The sequence below is a fragment of the Hymenobacter sp. BT188 genome (assembly GCF_014333585.1).
GTDB lineage: Bacteria > Bacteroidota > Bacteroidia > Cytophagales > Hymenobacteraceae > Hymenobacter.
In genome coordinates this window covers 517,771-541,791 of the sequence record NZ_JACSCW010000003.1, presented here as the reverse complement: position 1 = coordinate 541,791, position 24,021 = coordinate 517,771, and the positions used below count along the sequence as shown (strand labels likewise).

Sequence of the window (24,021 nt, the reverse complement as noted above, 5' to 3'; positions counted from 1 at the left end):
AAAGCGCATTTAGTTTAGCCATCCTGAATGCGTTGACTACAAAGTATTTATGATTACCCAACAAGCACCTGTATCCTTTTGGGCATTTTATATTCCTTCCCGAATGGCAGCTATTTCAATCTGATCCACCCATGCGTAACGAATCATTCGATTTTCTTCAGAAATACCTAAATAACCCTTCACCTACTGGTTTTGAGAAGGAAGGGCAAAAGCTGTGGCTTAACTATATCAGACCGTACATCGACGAGTATTTCGTGGATACCTACGGTACTGTAGTCGGGGTAATCAACCCGGGGGCCAAGTATAAAGTCGTTATCGAGGCACATGCCGATGAGATTTCCTACTTCGTGAACTACATCACGAAAGAAGGCTACATCTATGTGCGGCGCAATGGCGGTTCAGACGCTTTGGTGGCTCCATCCAAACGCGTAAATATTCATACCGATAAGGGCATTGTAAAGGCCATATTTGGCTGGCCAGCTATCCACGTGCGTAAGGTAGAGCAGGATAAGGCGCCTACGATTGAAACCATTTTTCTGGATTGTGGCGCCACCTCCAGAGACGAGGTTGAACGCATGGGTATCCATGTAGGCTCGGTCGTCACCTTCGAGGACGAGTTTATGGTGATGAACAAGCAATACTATGTTGGGCGGGCGCTAGACAACCGCATTGGCGGCTTTATGATTGCGGAAGTAGCCAGACTCCTGAAAGAAAATAATCAAAAGTTACCTTTCGGCCTCTACGTGGTGAATGCAGTGCAGGAAGAAATTGGCTTGCGGGGGGCAGAAATGATAGCGCACCGCATTCAGCCGGACGTTGCCATCATCACGGACGTGATTCATGACACGCAGGCGCCGATGTACGAGAAGAAAACCAGCGGTGACCTACACTGCGGTAAAGGCCCGGTAGTTACCTATGGTCCGGCTGTGCAGAACAATTTGCGCGAGTTGATCATTGAAACCGCCAAAACCGCTGACATTCCGTTTCAGCGCGCTTCCGCAACCCGTGCCACTGGTACCGACACCGATGCTTTTGCTTATTCCAATGCCGGGGTAGCAGCTGCGCTTATTTCCCTGCCCCTCAAGTATATGCATACCACCGTGGAAACGGTACATCAGGATGATGTGGAGAATGTAATTCGGTTGATTTACCAAACCTTGCTGCGAATAGAGGACGGCCACGATTTCCGTTATTTCAGCTAGCAGCATTTGGTAGACTAAAAAGCTAAGACGCCGGTTTGACACGCTATTGTCAGGTCGGCGTCTTGGTTTCGTAAAGGCTTTATCGTGTTTTTGGCTTCTTATGTCTCAGTTTCCTCCCTCTCCTGCTCTGCCCCTCACGCTCACCGACCAAATGGGAAGGCGCGTGGTGGTGCCGTATCCGCCGCATCGTATTGTGTCGCTGGTGCCTTCGCAGACGGAGCTGTTATTCGATTTAGGTTTGGGGAAGAGAGTAGTTGGGGTGACAAAGTTCTGCATTCACCCAGCTGAAGCGCGGCAGCAGACCACCGTAATCGGCGGCACCAAAAACTTTGATTTCGAGAAGATTGCCGCCCTAAAGCCCGATCTTATTATTGGCAATAAGGAGGAGAATTATCAGGAAGGCATTGAGCAGTTGGCTGCGCATTATCCGGTGTGGCTCAGCGACATTAGTGACCTCGCTGATGCCTTACGCATGATTCGGCAAGTGGGCGTGCTGGTGGGTGCTAAGGTCAAAGCGGACCAACTTGCGGCGAATATTGAGCTTGCCTTTGCGCAGCTTTCACCTCCCCAGGAGCCCATACCAGTCGCTTATTTTATCTGGCGCAAGCCGTATATGGTGGCGGCTGCGGGCACTTTCATAGATGATATGCTGGCGCGGGCAGGTTTTGCCAACGTATTTGCCCCCCAGCAACGCTATCCGGAGATTTCAACTGAACAGTTAGCTGCGGCCGCGCCCCGTGTTATTCTTTTATCGTCAGAGCCTTATCCTTTTGCAGATAAGCACATTGCGGAATTTCAGGCAATTTGTCCCCCAGCCCAAATCCAGATTGTTGATGGAGAACTATTCAGCTGGTATGGCAGCCGACTCCAACATTCAGCCGCGTATTTCACTGAGTTGAGGGCGGCTATTGTGTCATAAAACATAACAGGCGGTCATGCAGCGCGAAGCATCTCGCGTGTTCCGCGCTGTATGACCGCCTGTTAGTAGGCGCTTTGTAATCTAAAATTTGAACCCTGCCTGTTCCAATTCATCCCAGAAGCGAGGATAGGACTTGCGAACAACCTGGGGGGCATTTATGGTCAGCGGACCTCGTAGGGCTAGTGGGGCGAACGCCATAGCCATGCGGTGGTCGTGGTAAGTGGCTACGGTTTGCCCATTCACCTCAAAATCGGTGGCAGCTACGCGGAATACATCTGGTTTCTCCTCGGTAAGGGTAGCGCCAAATTTGGAAAGCTCTGTTTGAAGGGCCGAGATGCGGTCTGTTTCCTTAATGCGCAGGCTTTCTAGGCCAGTCATTTCTACGCTTATGCCTTGGGCAGCGGCTATTACAGCCACGGTTTGGGCTAGGTCGGGGCAATCGGTGAAATCCTGGGAGAAAGCGCCGGTTGGCGGCTGCTGGGTAAGCAGTACGCCATCGGGCACGAACTTAGTAGCTACGCCAAGCTTCTCCATTATGCCGACAATTGCCTGGTCGCCTTGCAAGGAGTGGCGGCGCAAACCTGGCAAATGAATTTGCCCCCCAGCAGGCGACAAGGCCACCATACTATACCAGTAGCTCGCTGCCGACCAGTCGGCCTCGATGGCGTAATCGGCGGGCTTGTAGGAAATGGGTAGAACTTCCAGCACGGAGCCTAAATCGCGGCAATCGGCCCCGAAGTGCTGCATAAGCGCCAATGTCATGCGGATGTAGGGACGCGAACCGACTTTGCCCGTCAGAAACAATCGCAAGCCACCGGGTAGTTGGGGCCCGATCATGAGCAAAGCTGAAATGTATTGGCTGCTGATGTCGCCCCGTACGGTTAGCTCGGCCATTTCTTCGGCGGGCAAATTTGCCCCCCAGCCCTTGATATTTAGTGGCGGATACCCTTCTCTTTCAGCATAATCAATCTGCATCCCAAGCTGGCGCAAGGCATCGACGAGGACGCCAATAGGCCGCTCCCGCATACGGGCGGTACCGGTGAGCAGCACCTGCCTATCGGTGACGGACAAATACGCCGTGAGAAAGCGCATTACCGTGCCGGCATCTTCCGCGTCGAGGGTATCGGCAGCGGGACTGGCCAGCAGGCGGCGCATGAGCTGGGTATCGTTGGCGTCGGAAAGATTCGAGAGAGTGCCATTGCCGGCCAAGGCCTGAATGATCAGGGCACGGTTGCTTTCACTCTTAGATGCTGGCAGTTGGGCGGTGCCCTGCAGGGGGCCGCGGGGCCAGGCTAACGTTATTGAATCGGACATTCAAAGTGCTTAATAAGGAACACGCAAGGCGTGGCATACTTGGTTTCTTTAGCTCAACAGGCGATGATAGTAGCGCAGGGAGCTGGCTATTTCATCTACACTAACGGGCTGGTCGTAGATGGCATTGCCGATGCCTTCCAGCAACGTGCAGTTGATGGTGGAGCCGGCATTTTTCTTATCCTGTAAAGCCAGTTCGGCAATGGCATCGGTTTCGAGCGTAACAAATTGAACTTTCTCGAATACGGAGAACAGGAAAGTCTCAATCTTGTCCAACTCTTCTTCGCTTAAGATGCCTCTTGTCATTGAAAGCCAGCTTTCGCAAATCATACCAACGGCAACCGCTTCGCCGTGCAGAATTTCGCGGCCGGGCTGGCTGAGCAGGTAGCTTTCGAGGGCGTGGCCCACGGTGTGACCGAAATTGAGCAGTTTGCGCAAACCACTTTCCATCGGATCGGCAGCTACAATGCGCTCTTTGGTCAGGACTGATTCCTGAATAATTGGGCCCCACTCGTCCACAAAAAAGCCAGTGCGCCGATGGTGCTCAAATGCGGCTGCGTCGGCAATCAGCCAGTGCTTCACCACTTCCGCGTAGCCCGATTTGAGTTGGCGGGGTTCGAGCGTATTCAAAAATCTCGGCTCGATAAACACGGCAGCCGGTGTCTGAAAAACGCCGAGCTGGTTTTTGAAATTCTGAAAATCGATGCCGGTTTTGCCCCCCACGCTGGCATCTACCTGCGCCAGTAGCGTAGTGGGCACCTGCACGAAGCGAATGCCGCGCTTGTACAGCGCCGCGCAAAAGCCCCCCAGATCCGTGACTACGCCGCCGCCCAGGTTAACGAGCACTGCAAAGCGGTCGGCGCGGGCCTCAGTAAGCGCATCCCACACGGTTTCGCAGGTAGCTAGCACTTTATATTCTTCCCCATCCGGAATCTCGATAGTGATGTGATTCTCAGGCAGGAACTCGCGCAGACGCGGGTAGCAAAGCCGTATTGTATTAGCGTCGGCTAACACAAACACCTGACTTACCGCCGGTTGGCGCAGCAAGTCGGCGAGTTCGATCAGAGCATGGGGACCGATAGAAACGGTATTTTGTAAAATCACGAGTGAAGTTGAAATATCGCAAAAGACATTGCGAATCGAGAAGATAGGATTCGAAACTTGTGGAAGGTTGAAATGTATTGACCAAACTCTTTCAAGATATTTTAGGCAAGTAGTTAGCCTAGCAACGCCTAATCCAGGGGAGTGGCACGCTATTGCTTTCCTAGCCACATTAATTGGTAGTCGCCCTGTGCCCGTGGTTGATCATGACCAGACACGTAGCTAGTTAACTAGGCTTCTAGCATTAATATATCGCTCAAAAAACTCGTAGGTACGCAACATTTGGTCGATGCGCTGACGATTATCGCCGGAGCGAGTGAGCTCATGGGTGCCGCCAGGATGGCGCACGTACTCCACCGGTCTGCCCAAAACTTTAAGGCTACGGTACATCATCTCGCTTTGCACAAAGCCAGTACGGCGGTCATTTTCGCCATGAAACAGGATGTAAGGCGTGGTGATATTTTGTACGTAGTTAATAGGTGATTCGCGGGTGAGCACCTCCTTTACGGCTGGCTCCCAAGGATGACCACCAAAGTAGTTGGGTACCAGACGCCATGCATTGCCCTCGCCGAAGAAGGTAGCTAAATCGTACACACCGCGCTGAGAACAAGCTGCCTTGAAGCGCTGGTCGTGGCTGACAATCCAGGCCACAAGGTAGCCTGCATAGGAGCCGCCTGTCACGGTTAGTTTGGCGGGATCTGCCCAGCCTTCGGCTACGGTTTTGTCAAGGGCAGTCAGTACGTCGCTGCTAGGACCGGTGCCCCAGTCTTTTATGTTGGCCCGCAGGAACTCTTGGCCGTAGCCACCCGAACCGCGAGGGTTGCCATATACTACTCCGTAGCCCTGAGCGGCAAAATATTGAAACTCATGCCACATGCTGGCCTCGCCGGGTCCCCACATGGCTGAGGGGCCACCATGAATTTCTAGCACCATCGGGTATTTCTTGCCAGCCTGATAAGCAGTGGGTTTCATCACCCAATATTCAACAGTCAGGCCTTTCTCATTTACAAAGGTGTGCTTGGTAGGCAGTGAAAGGCGCCGGGTTTTTACCCACTCATTGAAGTTACCAGCGCGCTGCATCTTCTTCAGTCCGGCATCGGTCACAAATAATTCAGATGGGTTAAGAACGCCCGTTTTAGCGAACACGACCTTGTTTTTGGCCATGTCAAAGCTCAGAATTCCCGTATCATCAGCCGAGAGCTTCTCAACCTTGCGAGTCTTAATGTTGGCTCGGTAAAGGGGAGCCCCGCCATTGCTTTGTGCAGTGAAGTAAACGTACTTATCATCGTCGCTCCACACTAGGTTGGCCTTATTGCGGTCAAAAGGAATGGTGATAATATCCTTAGCAGTACCATTGAGTGGCATTACAGCTAGCTCGGGGACGTTCACTCCCATTGTAGGCGCCATTTGAAAAGCGAGCCACTTACCGGAAGGTGAAATTTCGGGATTCGAATAGACCGTATTTTCCTGGCCCAACAATAAGCGCAGGTTGCGGCCATTGCGGTCGGCTAGGTAAATCTCATTTTCCAGCGAGCGGTCGGGGTGCTGCAACGAGTCGATGTCGGCCGAGAGCAGCAAGTGCTTACCATCGGGAGTAAAGGCAGCTTGGTTGAAGCGGTAAAACCCACTTGTGAGAGCCACTGGCTGAGCTTCAACGGCAGCGGCATCAATCACGAAGAATTGCGAGAAAGTTTGCTCCGCCGACACATCGCGCTCATCCTGAAAGTTAAGCTTAGTGAGCACCTTAGCTTTTTTATCGATTTCATTCTGGTCGAGGTAAGCCCTGATTTCGTCTAGGGAGCCGTCTGGTTTGGGCTTAGCTTTGGTAGCAGCTAGCTGGTCATTTTTGTCGAAACCAGGCTTTTCGAAGGGCCACTGTGGTAGGCGCTTGGCAGCATTCAGCAACGAGTCTTTTAACAGCTCGCGTAAGGGAATAGCCGATGAAAACAGGACCTGACGGCCATCTGGCGACCATCTGGGAGCAGTAGCACCGTGCTTATAGCGCGTAAGTTGTCGGCCCTCGCCGCCAGCGGCAGCCATCACAAACACCTGGGGCTTTTCTTCCACAGTTCGCACAAAGGCTAGTTGCCGCCCATCGGGGCTCCAGGCAGGCTGCGACGCGCCCTCTATCGAGGAGGTGAGTTGCTGGGGCGTAGCACCCGATTCAGTGCCTACTTCATAAAGTTGACTTACGTTTTTGTAATCGGCCTTATTCTTTGGATCTGGCACCGCGCCTAGCACGGTGAAAGCGGCTTTACGCCCATCGCGGGTAAGTGTGATATTGCCAATTTGTTGGATCTTCAACAAGTCAGTCACTTTCACCGGTTCAGCGCCCTGTTGTGCGCTAACTGAAGTGGCTAGGCAGCACAGCAAGCCAAAGAGAAGTTTTTTCATAAAACGAAGGAGTAAGGACTTACAAATAGGGTTGTGCCGGTACGTGGCAATGTGCTGCACATAACATGGCTGTGAGGTGGTCATTACACAATTTTAAGCCTTTCTCCGAAATTGACCCTCTATATAGAAGACGGCGTGGTCGTTCACCATCAAAGGCAGTGGGAATCCTATCGTTGCGGATGGCTGCATACAGCACCAAGCTTGTTCAATGACAGGAACCGTATGAATTAAGAGAGCAATAAATATTATCAGGCCGTCATTTACTCTGGCTGATTCATAATCTCGGTTTGCTTGCGAATGCTTTCCAGATGAATAAGCTCGTAGAGTTTAGCCACGAACGGATCATTCAGGCGCAATTTTGCCCCCCAGTCTCGCCGCGAAGTGAATATTTCCTGCCAGCGGTCCATCTGCAAAATCTTCACGTTGTTCTCCTTCTTGTACTCGGCCAGCTGCTCTACCAGCGCCATGCGCGCGGCCAAAGCTTCCATCAGCTCGCGGTCGGCCGTATCGATTTGCTGACGAAGCTCTTCGGCTTTATTCAGGAAATCGGCATTGTTGGAGGAGCGGTAACGGTATTTCAGCTCTGCTAAAATTTCGGCCAATCGAGCCGGCGTTACTTGCTGGGCGGCATCCGAAAGGGCGTTATCGGGGTCCGGGTGCGTTTCAATCATTAGGCCGTCGTAATCTAAGTCGAGGGCTTTTTGCGAGACGGGCAGAATCAGGTCGCGGCGCCCGCTAATGTGGCTGGGGTCGCAGATAAGAGGCACTTCGGGAAAGCGCGCTTTCAGCTCAAAAGCCAGCTGCCAAGTAGGCGCATTGCGGTAGCGCGAGGGGGCAAACGTGCTGAACCCGCGGTGAATAGCGGCCAGATTGGTGATGCCCACGCGCTCCAACCGCTCTAGAGCACCAGCCCACAACGCCACATCTGGGTTCACCGGGTTTTTGACCATCACGGGCACGCCAGTACCAGCCAATGCATCGGCTAACTCCTGCACAGCAAAGGGATTGACCGTAGTACGAGCCCCAATCCAGAGCACATTGATGCCGTGGCGCAGAGCTTCTTCTACGTGGCGGGGTGTGGCTACTTCTATGGCTACCGGCAAGCCAATTTCCTCCTGTACCCGCTGCAACCACGGCAGCGCGGTGCTGCCCATTCCCTCAAAACCACCGGGCTTGGTGCGCGGCTTCCAGACACCCGAGCGAAACAGGTCTACCTGGCCCATCGCCTTCAGGGCGCGGGCGGTGGTGAGTATCTGGTCTTCGGTTTCGGCGCTGCATGGCCCCGCAATGAGCAGCGGCAGCCCTTTGCTGGCCAGGAGACGGGTAAAAAAAGTAGTGGCAGAAGACGTATTCATGAAAATAAACGCGGGTTCGATAGTGAGCAGGCGCAAAAAGCCCCCCAGCTCCTCAGGTAAGGGTGCAGGAAAAAGAGCGGGCTGCAAGGTAACTCTACCAGTCAAAACGTTGTTTAAAACCTATCTTCGCCCACCCAAAAGCGTCGTTTAAAAACCACCCGCTCTATGCTAGCCACCCACGCCCCGTCCCTGTCCTTCAACGATACCGCTGTTGCCTTTGCCTCCAAGTCTGACGCCGAACTGCGCCAGATGTATGCTCTGTTTGCGGCTATGAACAATAATACGTTGGTGAAAGCCGGCGGCGGCATGATGAAAGTGGCACTGAAATGGGGCCTGCCAGTGAAGTTTCTGATCAAGAAAACCATCTTCGAGCAGTTCTGCGGCGGCGAGACCATTCAGGAGTGCCTGCCCGTAATTGAGGAGTTGGGCCGCTACAACATCGGTACTATCCTCGACTACTCGGTGGAAGGCGAAGGCAGCGACAAAAGCTACGACCATACACGCGATGAGATTCTGGCCACCATTGATCTGGCTCATCGCTCCACCCATATTCCCTTCTCCGTATTTAAAGTAACAGGCCTCGCCGACAGCGTTATCTTAGAGAAAGTGCAGGCTAAACAAACGCTGACCCAAGCTGAACAAGCCAGCTTTGAACGCTCTAAGGCGCGGGTCGATGCTATCTGCGGCCGCGCGCACCAGTATGGTGTGCGCGTGTTTGTGGATGCGGAAGAAAGCTGGTTTCAGCAAACCGTCGATAACCTGGCGTATGAAATGATGGCTAAGTACAACCGCGAATCGGCTATCGTTTGGAATACGTATCAGCTCTACCGCCACGACCGTTTAGAAGCCATTCAGCAAGCCTACGAAATAGCTAAGCGCGAAGGATACTATCTGGGGGGCAAATTGGTGCGTGGCGCGTACATGGAAAAAGAAAGCCGTACTGCCGCCCAGCGTGGCTACCAGAACCCCATCAATCCGACCAAAGAAGCCACGGATCAGCTGTATAATGAGTCGTTGCGTTACTGCGTGGCCCACGTCGACCGCATCAGTATTTGTGCTGGCACGCACAATGAGGCCAGCTCTTTGCTGCTCACGGAACTGATGCAGGAGTATAATCTGCGGCCTCAGGATACGCGCATCTGGTTTGCCCAGCTCTACGGTATGAGTGATAATTTGAGCTACAACCTAGCAAACGCAGGCTACAACACGGCTAAGTATGTCCCCTACGGCCCAGTAGATGCGGTTATGCCCTACTTACTCCGCCGAGCCGACGAGAATACCGCCATTGCAGGCCAAAGCAGCCGGGAGTTTTCGCTTATTCAAAGAGAAATGACTCGACGTAGGAACAAAAAATAGGACGTACAAAAGGAGCCCTTACGTCGGCACAGTTTTGGTTTGCGCTCACATGACTGCTCAAATATGTTAGTTTTGAACAGTACATTGCCAATCCTTTCCCGCCCGACTACTCCCGTTGCTCCAATGAATGCTCGTGTCCGCAGCCACCTTATTCGATTCGCCCGTAACCAAGTAGGTACTACCAGCTACCTGAATCTGGTACAAGAAGCCGAGTTAGGCCTCAATCTGGAGATTTCGCATGAAAAGTCACGGCTGAATGAGATTCTCAGTGAGATATCGGAGAAAGAATACCAGAATGGGCGCCCCATCCTAAGCTGTCTGGTAAAAGTGGCTGGCTCAAAAGGGCAAGGTGATACCTTCTTTAAACTGTGTGAACGGTTGGGATTGGGCGAGTGGCGCACTTTAAAACAGGATCCGGAGTTTTTAAAAAACCTCCGGCATGAGTGTCGGGAATTTTGGCAAATAGATGCCAATTATGAGAAATTTGGCTGATTCTGACTGAGCAACTAGCTCATCTGTAGACTATAATAAAGCAGAATCTGAAGATAGAAGAGGAGCTATAGATAAATTTCTGTAACCCCCACACGAAGCGCGCCGTTTAGCTACTCAACTGGCTAGTCGGGCGCTTTTCTGTTTTAAAGTTTCTGCTGCCAGCTAAACTCTCCCTTTACCACAATCTAATCTACTCTACCCAAATGGAAACGAACAACAGCAACAATCCCACGAATACTGGTACAGGCTCAGGCGCTAACTACGGAACTGGCTCAGCTGGTACTGGCATGAGCAACAGTACTTCGGGAGATACTACTTCAAGCGGCAACATGGGCAACTCCAGCACTGGAAGCTCAAATGTAGAAGGTGATGACTTCAGTGCTACTGCTAAAGGTGCCGCTATTGCTGGTACGCCTGGTGCCGTAGTAGGCCGTGGTATTGATGCCGTACAGAACACTGCTGACCACGCTGCACACGCAGTAACCGGCCAGCCTTACGATTCTAGCAAGAGTAGCGGCATGATGACTAGCTCATTCCGTGACCGTGACAGCGCTGAGCGTGCTTATAGCACCCTTTCTTCGCGTGGTTACAGCAAAGATGACGTTAACCTGTTGATGTCGGACGAAACACGTAAGCGTCACTTCGGCGAAAACACTCCTGACACTGACCTAGGCGACAAAGCTATGGAAGGTGCTGGTGTAGGTTCGGCCATTGGTGGTACTGCTGGTGCCATTATCGGTGCTATCGCCGCTATTGGTACTTCAGTTGCACTTCCTGGTTTAGGTCTTGTAATCGCTGGTCCTATCGCCGCAGCTTTGGCTGGCGCTGGTGCTGGTGGCCTAACTGGTGGCCTAGTAGGTGCGCTAGTAGGTTCAGGTATTCCTGAGGAGCATGCTGCTGAGTATGAGCAAGACATTAAGCAAGGCGGCATCGTGATGGGCGTGAAGCCCCGCAACGATGAAGATGCTCGTTATTTCGAAGAGGAATTCCGTCGTCACAACGCTGACCGCGTTCGTCGTTACTAGTAGCTATTTTATAGCTGACTAATCTTTTATAAAAAGCCCCCTCCAACCTGGAGGGGGCTTTTTTGTTGTATATGAAAATTGAGGCAAAAACAGTCGCCTTATTTTACCTATAATGCCTTGATTTCCTTATCTAAATGGCATTCTATTGCGTATCTGTAGCTATCTGGGGCAGTTTCGCTTGTGAATAGCCGTGCAACCTGAATGGGGAAGTTCCTTCCTTTCCTATGATTTTGGGCACTTATTTGCCAATAGCTTACGTTTTGTGCTCGTAACCGGTCCCAAATTAGATACCTGATAAACGGGTCGCGTTTTTTCCTTTTGATTTCTCCATTTCACGCTGATTTCCATGTCTTCTCCCCGCTTAAGAATAGGGCTTTATGCCTCGCTGGTGATGGCCATCTTTGTGCTTGCTTCATACAAGCTCTACCGGCGCACCGATGCTCGGGCGCCGCAGAAAGATGAAGTCCTCATCAAAGCCATGCTTCAGGGTTTGACTGTGGCTCACTACCAACCGGAAAAAGTGGATGACACTTTCTCTAAGCGGGTGTTCGACTTATACCTAAAGCGTATCGATTACAATAAGAAGTTTTTGTTGCAGTCGGACGTAGCCCAACTCCGCAAGTACCAAACGTCCATCGACGATCAAGTGAAGGCTGGTACTCACGAGTTTCTGGATCTGAGTACGCAGCTCATGAACCAGCGCATGAAAGATGTGCAGGTCATGTACCGTGAGATTCTCACGCAGCCCTTTGAATTCTCGAAGGAAGAGTCGTTCGAAACTGAGCCCGATAAAATGACTTACGCGGCAGACAAAGCGGCGCAGCGTGAGGAGTGGCGCAAGTATCTGAAATACCAGACGATGTCGCGGGTTTCGGAGATGATGGACGAACAGGCTAAGCGCAAGGAGAAAGCGTCGGCCCCTACGGCGTCTATCAGTAAAACTGCAGTAATAGCTCCCAGCGAGCCAAACCGCACGCCAGCAGAAATGGAAATTGAGGCCCGTAAGCGCGTGCTGAAGTACTTCGACAGCCAGTTTCAGGATATGATGCAGACGGATGACAGTGAGCGTTTAGCGCTTTATGCCAACGTTATTGCAAATACGTATGACCCGCACACCGAATATTTTGCTCCCCGCGACAAAGAAAAATTCGATGAGCAAATGACAGGTCAGTTTGAAGGTATTGGTGCTTCCTTACAGGAAAAGGATGGTCAGATCAAAGTATCTGATCTTATTCCTGGCAGTGCCTCTTATCGTCAAGGCGATTTGAAAGCCGGCGACATTATTTTGCGTGTAGCGCAAGGCGCTGCTGAGCCGGTTTCTGTTGAAGGTTTGCGCTTAGATAAGGCTGTAGCCCTGATCAAAGGCAAAAAAGGTACGGAAGTACGCCTTACGGTAAAGAAAGCTGATGGCAGCACTCAGATCATTCCCATCATTCGCGATGTAGTGATTATTGAAGAGACGTTTGCCAAGTCAGCTACCATTGATGATAACGGCAAGAAAGTGGGCTATATCCGTCTGCCTACCTTCTATGCTGACTTTAACGACAATGGTGGCCGCAGCAGCGCTACCGACGTTAAGAAGGAGTTGGAAAAGCTTACCAAAGAGAATGTACAGGGTGTTGTGCTCGACTTGCGCTCCAACGGTGGTGGCTCTTTGCAGGATGCCGTAGAAATGGCCGGTCTTTTTGTTGAGAATGGCCCGGTAGTGCAGGTTCGCTCCAGCCAAGGTGCGCCCAACGTACTAAACGACCGTGACCCTCGTGTGCAGTACTCAGGTCCACTGGTAGTACTAGTGAACAAGTATAGCGCCTCCGCTTCCGAGATCTTGGCTGCTGCCATTCAGGACTATAAGCGAGGCGTCGTAATGGGCTCGGCCAGCACCTATGGTAAAGGCACGGTGCAGCGCATCTTCGACTTGGACGATGCAATGCCAGCAGAATTCAACAATATCAAGCCTTTTGGCTCGCTGAAGCTGACGACGCAGAAGTTCTACCGGATCAATGGCGGCTCTACGCAGTTTAAAGGTGTGGTGCCAGACATTATTCTGCCTGATTTGTACAGCTACCTCGACCAGGGTGAAAAGGAGTCGGATTACCCCTTGAAGTGGGACGAGATTAGCCCTGCTCGCTACCGTCCTTGGAGCGGTGCTCCGGCCGTAGCCAAGCTAACCGAAGCCAGCAAGAAGCGCGTAGACACTAGTGAAAGCTTCAAGCTGATCAATGGTATGGTGCAGCGCATGATCAAGCGGAAGAACGATACGATGGTAAGCCTGAAGCTGGATACTTACCGTGCTGAGCAGCAGTTGGCGAAAGTAGAGTCGGATAAGTATGAGCAAGTGCAGAAAGCTGCTCAGCCGCTCAAAATCGCTCCTTTGACTGCTGACCTGCGTCAGTTAGGCTCTGACACAGTGCAAGTAAACCGCGCTACCCGATTTACTCGTAACCTGAAGAAGGACATCACCTTGCGTGAAGCTGTAGCTGTTGTAAAGGATCAGATTTAAGCAGCTTCTGCAGTACCTGACAATCCTTTCTAAAAAAGCCCACCAGAGTTATTCTGGTGGGCTTTTTTTATGCGGCAATACTAATGACAATTAAATTAGTAAATCGCCTCTAAAACTACAGTTGAGTTAAAGATATTTTTATAACATAACTTATTGTTTGTTAAGTGTTTATAATCTATAAATATTAGCAATTATTTTTAGCAAACATGCAACTCAGAGTGGCTCTCTGCTGTTTACTTAGCATGACGACGATATTAGAGAACAACATCATTCCGCTCGTTACGGACGAGCAGCGGCAAGCGGAGGAAACGTGGCGCAAATCGATTCCTGCCCAGGTTTTTCTCAATTACTTCTTTGCCATAAACTACCACATTCAGGAGAACGACGACGCTACTGGCGGCCTGCAGCACCTGCCCTATTTCCGGGCGCACCAAGCTGAGCTGACCGACGCCGACATTCCGAATATCACCAAGCTCCTGCACGCCTGCTGGAGCACGGAGTACGCGCTGCGTGCTACCGCTGAGCTAGGCGATGAAGATTATCTGCGTAATGCTCTGCACTGGACATTCCCGCAGGCATATCATACCATCTTATCTGGTTTGCAGGCTTTCCTGTACACCACTGGCGTACGCTCCAACAACTCTTCGCTGATTCAGCGGGAGGTGGGTCGCTTAGTTGTGCGCAATGCCTATCCGCGGCCAGTGTCATTCTATGCCGCTGGTGCTTACGGTGACTTCAGCATTCACCGTCTGCCGCTGGCTGGCTACAAGGCGGGCTTGCACATTGCAGGCAAAGAGATCGAAGCTCAGGCTCAGATTGGCCAGTTCCTGCGCACTACGCGCAAGATGAAGGCCCATGCTACTCGTTTGCAGGTGCAGGCGAACCCCAACACTGCGCTCCGCAGCCAAAAGACCGGCAAAGTGCTGGACAAATGGACGGCTGCGCATTGGCAGCAGATTACGTGGCGCTTAGGCTACACGACGATTTTCGATCTGCTGAGCCGCCTGCGCATTTCGCAGACTAGCCGCGAGATTGAGCGCTACGTGGAGGCGGAGATTGACTTCAAGCTTTTCCACCAGTCATTGCTCAACATTGTGAGCTACCTCAATGGTATTCACGAGAGCTATGTGGCCAAGGCTATGGGCTTGGAGCGCTACCAGCAGCTTATTGCTGATCTGCCCAAGCACCTACAGCACAGCTTCGTTGCTGACCGCTTGCGCAACCGCATTGAGCCGCTGCTAACCGGTGAGGCACCTGCGCAGATGAACATTGCCGCTTAATCCGCTCTATTTACTGTCTTACTACAGATACACGTAAGCGCTGCTCCCCTGGAGCGGCGCTTTTTGTTTCTATATAATCCGGGCGGCGGGCGTAACTTCGCGGCCTTATTTCAAAGCCTATCACCATGCACCATCTCAGCGAACAGGAACAGCAGCGCCGCCACAAGCTCGACGAGCTACATAAGCTTGGCATTGAGCCTTATCCATCCGAGCTGTTCGACGTAAATTTCTCTGCTCAGGAAATAGTAGACAACTATCACGTTGAGCTGAATAACTTTCAGGAAGTAGCGCTGGCGGGCCGCATTATGTCGCAGCGCGTGATGGGCAAAGCTTCTTTTGCGGAGTTGATGGACTCATCCGGCCGCATTCAGCTTTACATTAACCGCGACGAAATCTGTCCCGGCGAGGATAAGGAGCTATACAACACCGTTTTCAAAAAGCTGATTGATTTAGGTGACTTCGTAGGCGTAAAAGGCCGCGTGTTCAAAACTCAGGTGGGCGAGACTTCGGTACACGTTACGGAGTTCAAACTGCTTTCCAAAGCCTTGCGTCCACTGCCAGTGGTGAAGGAAAAAGACGGTCAGATATACGATGCCTTTACTGACCCCGAGCAGCGTTACCGCCAACGCTACGTGGACATGGTGGTAAATCCGCAGGTGCGCGAGACGTTCATCAAGCGGACGCTGCTGGTGCAGGCCATGCGCAATTATCTGAACGACAAAGGCTATCTGGAGGTGGAAACGCCTATCCTACAGCCATTGTACGGCGGTGCCGCCGCGCGTCCGTTCAAAACCTTCCACAACACGCTGGACATGACGCTGTATTTGCGCATTGCCAACGAGTTGTACCTCAAGCGCCTGATTGTCGGCGGCTTCGATGGCGTGTACGAGTTCTCCAAGGACTTCCGCAACGAAGGCATGTCGCGGTTTCATAACCCCGAGTTCACGCAGATGGAGCTGTACGTAGCCTACAAAGACTACTACTGGATGATGGATTTGGTGGAGGAAATGGTAGAGCGCGTAGCCTTCGAGCTACACGGCAAAACCGAGGTGCAGGTTGGCGACAACCTTATCAACTTCCAGCGCCCGTGGAAGCGCTTCACCATGTTCGAGGCCATCCAGCATTTCAGCGGCGTCGATATTACCGATATGGATGAAGCGGCGCTACGCGGAACAGCCCAGAAGCTCAACGTGCATTTGGACCCCAGCATGGGCAAAGCCAAAATCATTGATGAACTGTTCGGCGAGTTATGCGAGCCTAAGCTTATTCAGCCCACTTTCATTACGGATTACCCCGTGGAGATGTCGCCGCTGGCGAAGAAGCACCGCTCGAAGCCCGGTTTGGTAGAGCGCTTTGAGGCTATCTGCAACGGCAAAGAAATCTGCAACGCCTTCTCTGAGCTAAACGATCCCATCGACCAGCGCCAGCGCTTCGAGGATCAGTTGGAACTCGGCAAGCGTGGCGACGTGGAAGCTATGGTGCTGGACGAAGACTTCCTACGTGCCTTGGAGTACGGAATGCCCCCCACGGCTGGCTTAGGCATCGGCATCGACCGCCTGAGCATGATTATGACCAACTCCAATTCTATTCAGGATGTGCTTTTCTTCCCCCAGATGAAGCCCGAGAACAACTAACAGCACAGATCATTTACTAAAACAAAAAAAGCCCCCCAGGCACATTTGGGAGGCTTTTTTTATTTGAAAAAATTCGCAGCTAACAGCTTGCCACGCTTCGTTCCAGGGGATATAAAAATCAGAAAGCCTCCCGCAAAAATCACGAGAGGCTTTCCTTTATAACTGACTTACCCTTCCAATCGGGGTGATAGAAAGAAGCTTGCGATGAACAATCTGATTTTGCTACTAAGTCTGTTTGACCAATACTTAGCAGAAGCTCCTACTGTCGGCAATTTTACTTTCGATACTTCTCCGATCTTCTTTCAAGCCGGTTATGTCTTCTTTTACGGCACTGCGCAGCCAAGGTTACGGAATGCTGAAATATTTTCGGTTTTTTAGAGCCCGCGATTTGGACCTTCCTGGTTCAGAATATCATCGGCATCGGTGCCACCGATGGCGCTGCTACCTACTGAACCAGTACCCGTAATGTCTTGGCCGCCGCGACGACCGGCTCCCGGTGCGCTGGCTAAGTCGCCGCTCTGGTCAGCACGCGTGCCGGCCGACGATTTGAGCGAGTTGAGGATATCATCGGCGTTGGCGCGGTTCACCGATTCTTCGCCGCCCGGTATTGCGCCACCTTTCAAATCATTGATTTTAGACAGGCTGTCTTGGAAAAGCTTGGTCAGGTCGTCGCTGAACTTGGAAGCCGATTTCTTGAGCGTGGTGCGCGTTTCTTCGCCTGTTTCGGGAGCCAGGAGCAAGCCTGCAATGATACCGGCACTGGCGCCAGCCAACAGGGAAAGAATGATTTTGCCGTTTTGGTCTTTCATGAACGTAAGCAGTAAGAATAGAATGATGAATACCGGATCGGCCCTGAGGGCTTCTGAGGCCTGAGGACCGATCCGCAAGTTGTAACGCTATTATGCGGCGAAGGTTATCACAAAAAAAGCCCCTCCTCTATAACAGAGGAGAGGCTTTTAGTAATCGTCAAAAGCCAGAGTTGGCTTACAGATCGTTCAGCATTTTGGTGATTTCACGCTTGCCTTTGCCGAGCTTCTGCTGCAGGCGGCCGATCAGATCTTCTTCTTGACCTTCAGCATACTGCAGATCCTCGTCGGTGAGTTGGGCATACTGCTGACGCAACTTGCCTTTGCTCTCGTTCCAGTCACCTTTCAGCTTCAGGCTGCTGCCTGCGCCAGTGATGCCCATATCTTCGAGCTTCTCTACATAGCCTTTGAATTTAGAATCAAGCTCTTCGCCATATTTGGAGAGCTGCTCGCCGAGTTGACCGCTGTACTTGGTAGCAGCGTTCTTCAGGTTGCCACGGGTGGCGGCGCCCTTGTCAGGAGCCATCAGCAGACCTGCAATGATGCCAGCGCTAGCACCAGCTAATACGGCGAGAAGAATTTTTCCTGAGTTGTCTTCTTGTTGATACGACATGTTGGTAAGGAGAGAAAGTGAATACTTGAAAACAGGCGGCAAAATCGTTTGCTCCGAAAGGTGGAAACAGCGAAGTGAGGGAGCGCCTGGCTTGTTAAGCTGATTGCCTATACGAACACTGTTAAGCTGGGTTATATTTAAGGAATAAAAAATAGCTAAAATAAAATATACTGTTAGTGAGGAGGTCGTTTTGCCCCCCCAGTCCGTACTTTGACTTACCTACCTGTATTAGTCAGGCAGGTTATTTTTCGTTAATAGCATATGAAAAACCTACTTTTCGCGACTGCCTTTCTGCCCCTGCTGGCTATGTGCAGCCAGCCACCAGCCGCGTCTACCGCTACTACTCCGACAGCTACCACCGCCGCCTGCATCGACTCCACCAAAATCGACCCGGCTGGTATCTGTACTATGCAATACGACCCCGTGTGCGGCTGCAACGGCAAGACGTACAGCAACGACTGTGTAGCTTCCAACGCGGGCGTGCTCACCTACACCAAAGGCGAGTGCCCCACTACCCCGAAAAACTAAGAATTTGCCCCCCACCCTTATGTCTGAAGAAAAAAAGTACTTCCGCCAGCAGGCGCCCTTCCGCGTGCCCACCACCGACGGCAAGCTCATTGAGGAGCACATTGGCCTAGCCAGCACCCATACTGGTGAGTACAGTGTAGCTCATATGGTAGCGCCGCCCCAGTGGAGCGAGCCGCACCAGCGCCCCCAGTTCGACGAAATAACCATCGTGGTACGGGGCCGCAAGCGGTTTGAGGTAGATGGCGACATCATTGAGCTGAACGCCGGCGAGTCGTTGTTGATTAAGGCTGGCGCACGGGTTCGTTATTCCAATCCATTCGATGCGGAGTGCGAGTACTGGTCGATCTGCGTGCCGGCCTTTTCGATGGACACCGTGAATCGGGAGGAGTAGCGTTAAACTCCTGCCTAGCTGCGCTGTTCTTCGGCTGACGCAGTGCCGGAATTGCGGTAAAAAGCCCCCCAGCCGTTTTTCACCACTTATTTTTCACCCGAAGTCCCGCTTCACTTTCTCCTATTCCCTGCATGGACCAGCGCATTATCAACCTCTTCGACGAATACACGCACGCCCCACTCACCCGCAAGGAATTCATGGAGCGGCTGATGAAAATAACTGGCGGCGCAGCTCTGGCTACGGCCGCATTGGCGGTGCTGGAGCCCGGCTACGCTAACGCAGCTACCGTGCCCGTGCAGGATGCTAAGTTAGAGGAAGAAACCGTAAACTGGCCCGGCGACGGCACTACCATGCAAGGCTATCTAGTGCACCCAAAGGGCAAAAAGAAGCGCGGCGCCGTAGTCGTTATTCACGAAAACCGTGGCCTCACGCCCCACATCAAAGACGTGACGCGCCGCGTGGCCCAGGCTGGCTACCTGGCGCTGGGCGTTGATGCGCTGTCCCAGTTCGGCGGCACCCCCACCGACGAAGACCAGGGCCGCACCCTCATCGGCCAACTCGACGCGCAAAAGACGCTCAACAACTACCTCGCCGCCCTCACTTACCTGCGTCAGCGCCCCGACAGCAACGGCAAAACGGGTTGCGTCGGTTTCTGCTGGGGCGGCGCAATGGCCAACCGCCTTGCCCTCAGCGACCCCAAGCTCAACGCCGCTGTAGCCTACTACGGCACCCAACCCAAAGACGCGGACGTTTCCAAAATCAAGGCGCATTTGATGCTGCATTACGCCGCCCTCGATGAGCGCGTGAATGCTGGGGCGGCCGCCTATGAAGCCACTCTCAAAGCCGCCAATGTGAAGTACCAGCAATTCATGTACGAAGGCGTAAACCACGCGTTCAACAACGACTCCTCCCCGGCTCGCTATAACGCTGAAGCCGCCAAGCTGGCTTGGGATCGGACATTAGGGTTGTTTAAGAAGGAGTTAGGATAACGCAAAGCGCGAGGGCAAATGGTTGACGTACTTGTATTTATGCTATTATTAATAACTCCGTTTACATTGTGGATAGCTAGCTTGGTCATGCTACATCGGTGGCGTTATTTCTGGGGCTTCTGTTTACTCAACTTCTTACTTCTAGTCGGCTATGTAAGCTGGTTTAATAGTGGAGGCTTCAAATATTATTATGGCCATGATGAATATGGCCTGGGTACGCTGACTGGGTTGGTAGGTGCATTATTGGCCCATGTACTTGGAGTCTTTGCGTTTGCCTTGATTTTTCAATTTCGCAAAGGCCACTCTCAGTGATGTGAAGGAAGCAGAGAATCAAAAAATAGTAAATGAATAAGCTTTAATATTCTTTCCAGCAAAAAAAGCCACCCAGAAATGTTCTGGGGGGCTTTTTTATCAATCTTAACAACTTAAACCTTACGACTTCGGCTGCGCCTGTGGCATCGGCTTGCGCGGCAGCTTCTGATCGCGCATGGCGGTATGGTACACAAAAGAAGCGACGATAACGGAGGCCTGCTTCAGGTCATCGGCCTGGAGGCGGTCGAAGGTGTCCTGGTTGGTGTGGTGGGTGCGGGTGTTGTAGTCGAGGCCGTCCTGCACGAACTGGAAACCGGGCAATCCTACCGCGTCGAAGGCCAGGTGGTCGGTGCCGCCGGTGTTGCGGGGCGTGACTGTCGTGGCGCCGAGGTCGGCGAAGGGCTGGAGCCAGGCGGTGAAGATGGGCGCAACGGCTTCGTTGCCCTGCAAGTAAATACCGCGGATTTTTCCACCGCCATTATCGAGGTTGAAGTAGCCAGCCAGCTTTTCGTGGGCGGGCAGCAGCTTCATCGTAGCAGGGTCGGCGAAGTGATTTTTCACGTAGTTGCGCGAGCCATGCAGGCCTTGCTCCTCTTCGCCCCACAGGGCGATGCGGATAGTACGGCGAGGCTTTACACCCGTGGCTTTCAGGATGCGCATGGCTTCCATCATCACGGCGCAGCCAGCGGCGTTGTCAGTAGCACCGGTGGCGGCGTGCCAGGAGTCCAAATGCCCCCCCAGCATCACCACTTCGCTTTTCAGCTTGCGGTCGGTGCCGGGGATTTCGGCTATAACATTGTAGCCTTTCAGATCGGTGTTTTGGAAACGAGTCTTGGTTTCCATCTCCACTTCCACCGGAATACCAGCTTCCACCAACCGAATCAGGCGCAGCTGATCTTCGGGCGACATTTCTATTTCGGGCAATACAGGCTTCGCGTCCGCTGCGTATGGGGCGCCGTTGCTGGTGAAAAACGTGCCGTGCGAGCCTCCACGGGTGCTTAGCACTGCGGCGGCGCCTTCGCTCATCAGCATTTCGTTGAGCTTGGTGCGCAACGCTGCTTGAGCACGACGGGCGTTCATCCGCTCCGTCATGGCTGGGTCTTCAGTTGTTGGGCGCGCCGGCTGAGCTTCCATCATTTTGGTTAGCTCATCATCAGTATAGCGCTTGGCGTCTGCCTCGAAGGTGGTTTTGGGTGGCGTGGCCACGGCCGTCAGCACAATTTTGTCGCGCAATTTGCCTTGAAACTTGGCTAAGTCGGCTTCGGTAGTAGCATTCACATACACTACCTGCTTTTTCACGTTGCCGCTGGTAGAAGGCGTCCAGGCTTTGGGCGCGCCAATCATGGCGTGGTAGTAAGGCGCGGTCATGGCTACGTACGACTTCTCGATGTCCCAGCCACGGCCGAAGTCGCCCCAGGGCTCAATGTTGGCGTTGCTCATGCCCCACTTGGTGAGCTGGCCTTTGGTCCACTCGTTGGCGCGCTTCAAGCCATCGGAATTAGCCAGGCGCGGGCCGCACACATCAGTAAGATAAAAGGCCGTTTCCATCACCTTGGAGCGGTTCATGCCCTCATCTTTGATCTTGGCAATCATGGCCTGATCAACTTTTTCGGCTTGTTGGGCCAAGGTAGGCGCGGCCAGAGCCAGGCCACCGGCCAAGGCTAAGAGTCGGAGTGTCGTCATGTGGTTTGGTTGGTGGTGAAAGATAATTTGGAAGTTAAAGTACCAAGAAAAGCTCAAGAGTTGCAGAAAGACGGTCATGCAGAGCGGATTATCCCGGTAGGTCAGAGTAGCGAACTCAATAAGCAGACCGTCATGCAGAGCACGGCGAAGCATCTCGCGTGCCGTCGTCAAGGTTAGCTATGAAACGAAGCGAGCGAGATGCTTCGCCGTGCTCTGCATGACGGTCGTGTGGGTGTCTTATAACTTATTGACAATAACCCCACCCCCGCCTCCCTCGTCTAACGAAGCAGCCTCCACTGTTCCGCTGCTTCTATGAGTCTTTGGCAAATTATTCGCCGCCTGTACCCGTACGTGCTGCCGTACCGCAGCCTGGTAATCAGCACGTTGCTGCTGACGCTGGTGGGGTCGTTGGCGGCGCAGGTCAATCCATTTGTGCTGCGTTACACGGTGGATACCGTGCAGGGGCTGCTGGATAAAGGGCTCGGTCTGGCTCAGGGGGCAAATTTGCTGCTGGCGGTAACCGCGTTGCTGCTGGGCAAGGAGGTAATCAACACCTTCATTCAGTTTGGGCAGAAGTTCTACGGCGAGAAAATCCGCATCAACGTCTCGAGCACCTTGCACCAGTCGGCGGTGGATAAGATTCTGAGCTACCAGCTCGGCTTTTACTCCGACAGCGGCAACCAAACCGGCAAGCTCCAAACCCGCATCGACCGCGGCGTGGAGAACCTGATGAAGCTAGTCCAAAACTTCTTTATCGACATTCTGCCCCTGTTTGCCAACTCCATTGTGGCCCTCATCATCATGTTCATGGCCAATATGTACGTGGGGTTGGTGGCGCTGGGCATCCTCCCGATCTACTTCTGGATCAGCTACCGGCAGGCCGACAAGCTCAACGGCGTGCGGCGCAGCCTGCGCGGCCTACGCGAGCAGCGCAGCCAGGGCCTCATCAACATCATCGACTCTATTGTGGTGATTAAGAGCTTTGTGCGCGAGGACTACGAGGGCGAGAAGCAGGCCGGCATGCAGCGCAACCTCGTAACCACCCAGCTCGAAACCCGCAAAACCAACTTCCTCTTCGACGGCCTCAAAACCTTCGTGGAACAGATTGGCGTGGTGCTCATCATCATCCTGACGGCCTATTTGGTGCTCGACCGGCAGATTTCCATCGGGGCCATCATGTTCCACATTCTGCTCTTCAATAACGTGTCGGCGCCCATCCGCCAGCTTCACCGCATCTACGACGAGATGAACGAGGCCCTCACCTACTCCGAAGGCTTCTTCGATATCCTCGACGCCACTACCGAAACCGAGCGCACCGGCCTCACCCCGCCCGACCAGCTCCGGGGGGCTTTTTCGCTGCGCCACGTCGACTTCACTTACCCCAGCGGCACCCAGGCCCTCCACGATGTCAGCCTCACCATTGCAGCCGGCCAAACCACCGCCCTGGTGGGCCTCTCGGGGGCGGGCAAAAGCACCATTCTCAATCTGCTGTGCAAGTTCTACGAGCCCAACAGCGGCGAAATGCTCCTCGACGGCCGCCCTCTCGCCGACTACGACACCCACGCCCTGCGCCAGCGCATCGGGCTGGTGCTCCAGAAAAACCACATTTTCAAGGGCAGCATTGAGGAAAACATCCGCTACGGCAACTTCGAGGCGACCTTGGACGAGATAAAGGCGGCCGCCAAGCAGGCCTACCTCCACGACCAGATTATGGCCCTGCCCCAGCAGTATCAGTCCGATGCCCAGCAGCTGTCGGGCGGGCAGCAGCAGCGCATTGCCATTGCCCGGCTTTTCCTCAAAAACCCGCCTATCATCTTCCTCGACGAGCCCACCGCCTCCCTCGACGCTATTGCCACCGAGCAAATCAAGAACTCGCTCGACGCCATCAAGCAGGGCCGCACGGTGGTCATCATCTCCCATAGCCTCGCCCAAATCGTGGACTCCGACTGCATCTACGTCATGAGGCAGGGCCGCGCGGTAGAAAGCGGAACCCACGACGAGCTATACGACAAACGCGGCGCCTACCGCGAGATCTTCGACGCCTCGGCCCGCAGCCTCAATATCGAGAAGCTAGCGCGGGTGATGGTGGATGATGGGGATGAAGTGGAGGATACGGCGGCGTGAGGATGG

At 53.1% G+C, this 24,021-nt stretch carries 19 protein-coding genes; 12 read left to right on the top strand and 7 right to left on the bottom strand.

Annotated features, from left to right (window positions below):
* Positions 1-131: 131 nt before the first annotated feature.
* Positions 132-1,202 (top strand): M42 family metallopeptidase, encoded by a 1,071-nt coding sequence (locus H8B13_RS10420; protein WP_187310727.1) that lies wholly within the window; start codon positions 132-134, stop codon positions 1,200-1,202.
* 100 nt (positions 1,203-1,302) lie between these two features.
* Positions 1,303-2,121: an ABC transporter substrate-binding protein gene (locus tag H8B13_RS10415; protein ID WP_261990311.1), complete on the top strand. Its 819-nt coding sequence runs from the start codon at positions 1,303-1,305 to the stop codon at positions 2,119-2,121.
* Between the two features lie 81 nt (positions 2,122-2,202).
* Here H8B13_RS10415 and H8B13_RS10410 read toward each other — a convergent pair whose 3' ends face one another.
* From H8B13_RS10410 to H8B13_RS10395, 4 genes are all read right to left on the bottom strand, one after another.
* Positions 2,203-3,435, bottom strand: a complete 1,233-nt coding sequence (locus H8B13_RS10410) for a 3-phosphoshikimate 1-carboxyvinyltransferase (RefSeq protein ID WP_187310726.1) — start codon at positions 3,433-3,435, stop codon at positions 2,203-2,205.
* A 48-nt stretch (positions 3,436-3,483) separates the two neighbouring features.
* Positions 3,484-4,536 (bottom strand): 3-dehydroquinate synthase, encoded by a 1,053-nt coding sequence (gene aroB / locus H8B13_RS10405; protein ID WP_315985126.1) that lies wholly within the window; start codon positions 4,534-4,536, stop codon positions 3,484-3,486.
* Positions 4,537-4,755: 219 nt separating this feature from the next.
* Entirely contained in the window at positions 4,756-6,927 is a 2,172-nt protein-coding gene (locus tag H8B13_RS10400; protein WP_187310725.1) for a S9 family peptidase, read from the bottom strand.
* A 260-nt stretch (positions 6,928-7,187) separates the two neighbouring features.
* Entirely contained in the window at positions 7,188-8,282 is a 1,095-nt protein-coding gene (locus tag H8B13_RS10395; protein WP_187310724.1) for a chorismate mutase, read from the bottom strand.
* A 165-nt stretch (positions 8,283-8,447) separates the two neighbouring features.
* Between H8B13_RS10395 and H8B13_RS10390 the strand changes: the two genes are divergently transcribed.
* The 6 genes from H8B13_RS10390 (at position 8,448) to lysS (ending at position 16,569) form a co-directional block, all read left to right on the top strand.
* The gene (locus tag H8B13_RS10390; RefSeq protein WP_187310723.1) at positions 8,448-9,638 is read left to right on the top strand and encodes a proline dehydrogenase family protein; all 1,191 of its coding nucleotides are present in this window, start codon (positions 8,448-8,450) and stop codon (positions 9,636-9,638) included.
* Between the two features lie 123 nt (positions 9,639-9,761).
* Positions 9,762-10,130, top strand: a complete 369-nt coding sequence (locus H8B13_RS10385; protein WP_187310722.1) for a hypothetical protein — start codon at positions 9,762-9,764, stop codon at positions 10,128-10,130.
* A gap of 203 nt (positions 10,131-10,333) precedes the next feature.
* Positions 10,334-11,155, top strand: a complete 822-nt coding sequence (locus tag H8B13_RS21555) for a hypothetical protein (RefSeq protein ID WP_315985125.1) — start codon at positions 10,334-10,336, stop codon at positions 11,153-11,155.
* Positions 11,156-11,501: 346 nt separating this feature from the next.
* Positions 11,502-13,655, top strand: a complete 2,154-nt coding sequence (locus H8B13_RS10375) for a carboxy terminal-processing peptidase (RefSeq protein WP_187310721.1) — start codon at positions 11,502-11,504, stop codon at positions 13,653-13,655.
* Between the two features lie 242 nt (positions 13,656-13,897).
* The gene (locus tag H8B13_RS10370) at positions 13,898-14,935 is read left to right on the top strand and encodes a hypothetical protein (protein ID WP_187310720.1); all 1,038 of its coding nucleotides are present in this window, start codon (positions 13,898-13,900) and stop codon (positions 14,933-14,935) included.
* A 125-nt stretch (positions 14,936-15,060) separates the two neighbouring features.
* Complete coding sequence (gene lysS / locus H8B13_RS10365; protein WP_187310719.1) at positions 15,061-16,569, top strand: lysine--tRNA ligase; 1,509 nt, start codon at positions 15,061-15,063, stop codon at positions 16,567-16,569.
* A 374-nt stretch (positions 16,570-16,943) separates the two neighbouring features.
* Here the strand turns inward: lysS and H8B13_RS10360 are convergent, their stop codons facing one another.
* Together H8B13_RS10360 and H8B13_RS21550 are read right to left on the bottom strand one after the other, a co-directional pair.
* Positions 16,944-17,378, bottom strand: a complete 435-nt coding sequence (locus H8B13_RS10360; RefSeq protein ID WP_187310718.1) for a YtxH domain-containing protein — start codon at positions 17,376-17,378, stop codon at positions 16,944-16,946.
* A 175-nt stretch (positions 17,379-17,553) separates the two neighbouring features.
* Positions 17,554-17,988 carry a YtxH domain-containing protein gene (locus H8B13_RS21550; protein ID WP_187310717.1) on the bottom strand — a complete coding sequence of 145 codons (435 nt, stop codon included), beginning with the start codon at positions 17,986-17,988 and terminating at the stop codon, positions 17,554-17,556.
* A gap of 261 nt (positions 17,989-18,249) precedes the next feature.
* On the opposite strand from H8B13_RS21550, the gene H8B13_RS10350 reads away from it, so the two are divergent.
* From H8B13_RS10350 to H8B13_RS10340, 3 genes are all read left to right on the top strand, one after another.
* Positions 18,250-18,516: a Kazal-type serine protease inhibitor domain-containing protein gene (locus H8B13_RS10350; RefSeq protein ID WP_315985124.1), complete on the top strand. Its 267-nt coding sequence runs from the start codon at positions 18,250-18,252 to the stop codon at positions 18,514-18,516.
* Between the two features lie 19 nt (positions 18,517-18,535).
* A complete protein-coding gene (locus H8B13_RS10345) occupies positions 18,536-18,907 on the top strand; it encodes a cupin domain-containing protein (protein ID WP_187310716.1) in 372 nt (123 codons plus the stop codon).
* A gap of 131 nt (positions 18,908-19,038) precedes the next feature.
* Complete coding sequence (locus H8B13_RS10340; RefSeq protein ID WP_187310715.1) at positions 19,039-19,896, top strand: dienelactone hydrolase family protein; 858 nt, start codon at positions 19,039-19,041, stop codon at positions 19,894-19,896.
* A gap of 432 nt (positions 19,897-20,328) precedes the next feature.
* On the opposite strand, the gene H8B13_RS10335 is transcribed toward H8B13_RS10340, so the two are convergent.
* Entirely contained in the window at positions 20,329-21,891 is a 1,563-nt protein-coding gene (locus H8B13_RS10335; protein ID WP_187310714.1) for a M28 family metallopeptidase, read from the bottom strand.
* A 312-nt stretch (positions 21,892-22,203) separates the two neighbouring features.
* On the opposite strand from H8B13_RS10335, the gene H8B13_RS10330 reads away from it, so the two are divergent.
* On the top strand, positions 22,204-24,015 hold the full coding sequence (locus tag H8B13_RS10330) for an ABC transporter ATP-binding protein (RefSeq protein ID WP_187310713.1): 1,812 nt from the start codon (positions 22,204-22,206) through the stop codon (positions 24,013-24,015).
* Positions 24,016-24,021 lie beyond the last annotated feature (6 nt).

What these genes read in the sequence shown, in the direction of transcription:
- H8B13_RS10375 (WP_187310721.1), top strand. Translation starts at nt 11,502, where the DNA reads ATGTCTTCTCCCCGCTTAAGAATAGGGCTTTATGCCTCGCTGGTGATG.
- H8B13_RS10420 (WP_187310727.1), top strand. Translation starts at nt 132, where the DNA reads ATGCGTAACGAATCATTCGATTTTCTTCAGAAATACCTAAATAACCCT.
- H8B13_RS10410 (WP_187310726.1), bottom strand. Translation starts at nt 3,435, where the DNA reads ATGTCCGATTCAATAACGTTAGCCTGGCCCCGCGGCCCCCTGCAGGGC.
- H8B13_RS10395 (WP_187310724.1), bottom strand. Translation starts at nt 8,282, where the DNA reads ATGAATACGTCTTCTGCCACTACTTTTTTTACCCGTCTCCTGGCCAGC.
- H8B13_RS10340 (WP_187310715.1), top strand. Translation starts at nt 19,039, where the DNA reads ATGGACCAGCGCATTATCAACCTCTTCGACGAATACACGCACGCCCCA.
- H8B13_RS10390 (WP_187310723.1), top strand. Translation starts at nt 8,448, where the DNA reads ATGCTAGCCACCCACGCCCCGTCCCTGTCCTTCAACGATACCGCTGTT.
- lysS (WP_187310719.1), top strand. Translation starts at nt 15,061, where the DNA reads ATGCACCATCTCAGCGAACAGGAACAGCAGCGCCGCCACAAGCTCGAC.
- H8B13_RS10335 (WP_187310714.1), bottom strand. Translation starts at nt 21,891, where the DNA reads ATGACGACACTCCGACTCTTAGCCTTGGCCGGTGGCCTGGCTCTGGCC.
- H8B13_RS10360 (WP_187310718.1), bottom strand. Translation starts at nt 17,378, where the DNA reads ATGAAAGACCAAAACGGCAAAATCATTCTTTCCCTGTTGGCTGGCGCC.
- H8B13_RS10370 (WP_187310720.1), top strand. Translation starts at nt 13,898, where the DNA reads ATGACGACGATATTAGAGAACAACATCATTCCGCTCGTTACGGACGAG.
- H8B13_RS21555 (WP_315985125.1), top strand. Translation starts at nt 10,334, where the DNA reads ATGGAAACGAACAACAGCAACAATCCCACGAATACTGGTACAGGCTCA.
- H8B13_RS10385 (WP_187310722.1), top strand. Translation starts at nt 9,762, where the DNA reads ATGAATGCTCGTGTCCGCAGCCACCTTATTCGATTCGCCCGTAACCAA.
- H8B13_RS10330 (WP_187310713.1), top strand. Translation starts at nt 22,204, where the DNA reads ATGAGTCTTTGGCAAATTATTCGCCGCCTGTACCCGTACGTGCTGCCG.
- H8B13_RS10415 (WP_261990311.1), top strand. Translation starts at nt 1,303, where the DNA reads ATGTCTCAGTTTCCTCCCTCTCCTGCTCTGCCCCTCACGCTCACCGAC.
- H8B13_RS10345 (WP_187310716.1), top strand. Translation starts at nt 18,536, where the DNA reads ATGTCTGAAGAAAAAAAGTACTTCCGCCAGCAGGCGCCCTTCCGCGTG.
- H8B13_RS10350 (WP_315985124.1), top strand. Translation starts at nt 18,250, where the DNA reads ATGAAAAACCTACTTTTCGCGACTGCCTTTCTGCCCCTGCTGGCTATG.
- H8B13_RS10400 (WP_187310725.1), bottom strand. Translation starts at nt 6,927, where the DNA reads ATGAAAAAACTTCTCTTTGGCTTGCTGTGCTGCCTAGCCACTTCAGTT.
- H8B13_RS21550 (WP_187310717.1), bottom strand. Translation starts at nt 17,988, where the DNA reads ATGTCGTATCAACAAGAAGACAACTCAGGAAAAATTCTTCTCGCCGTA.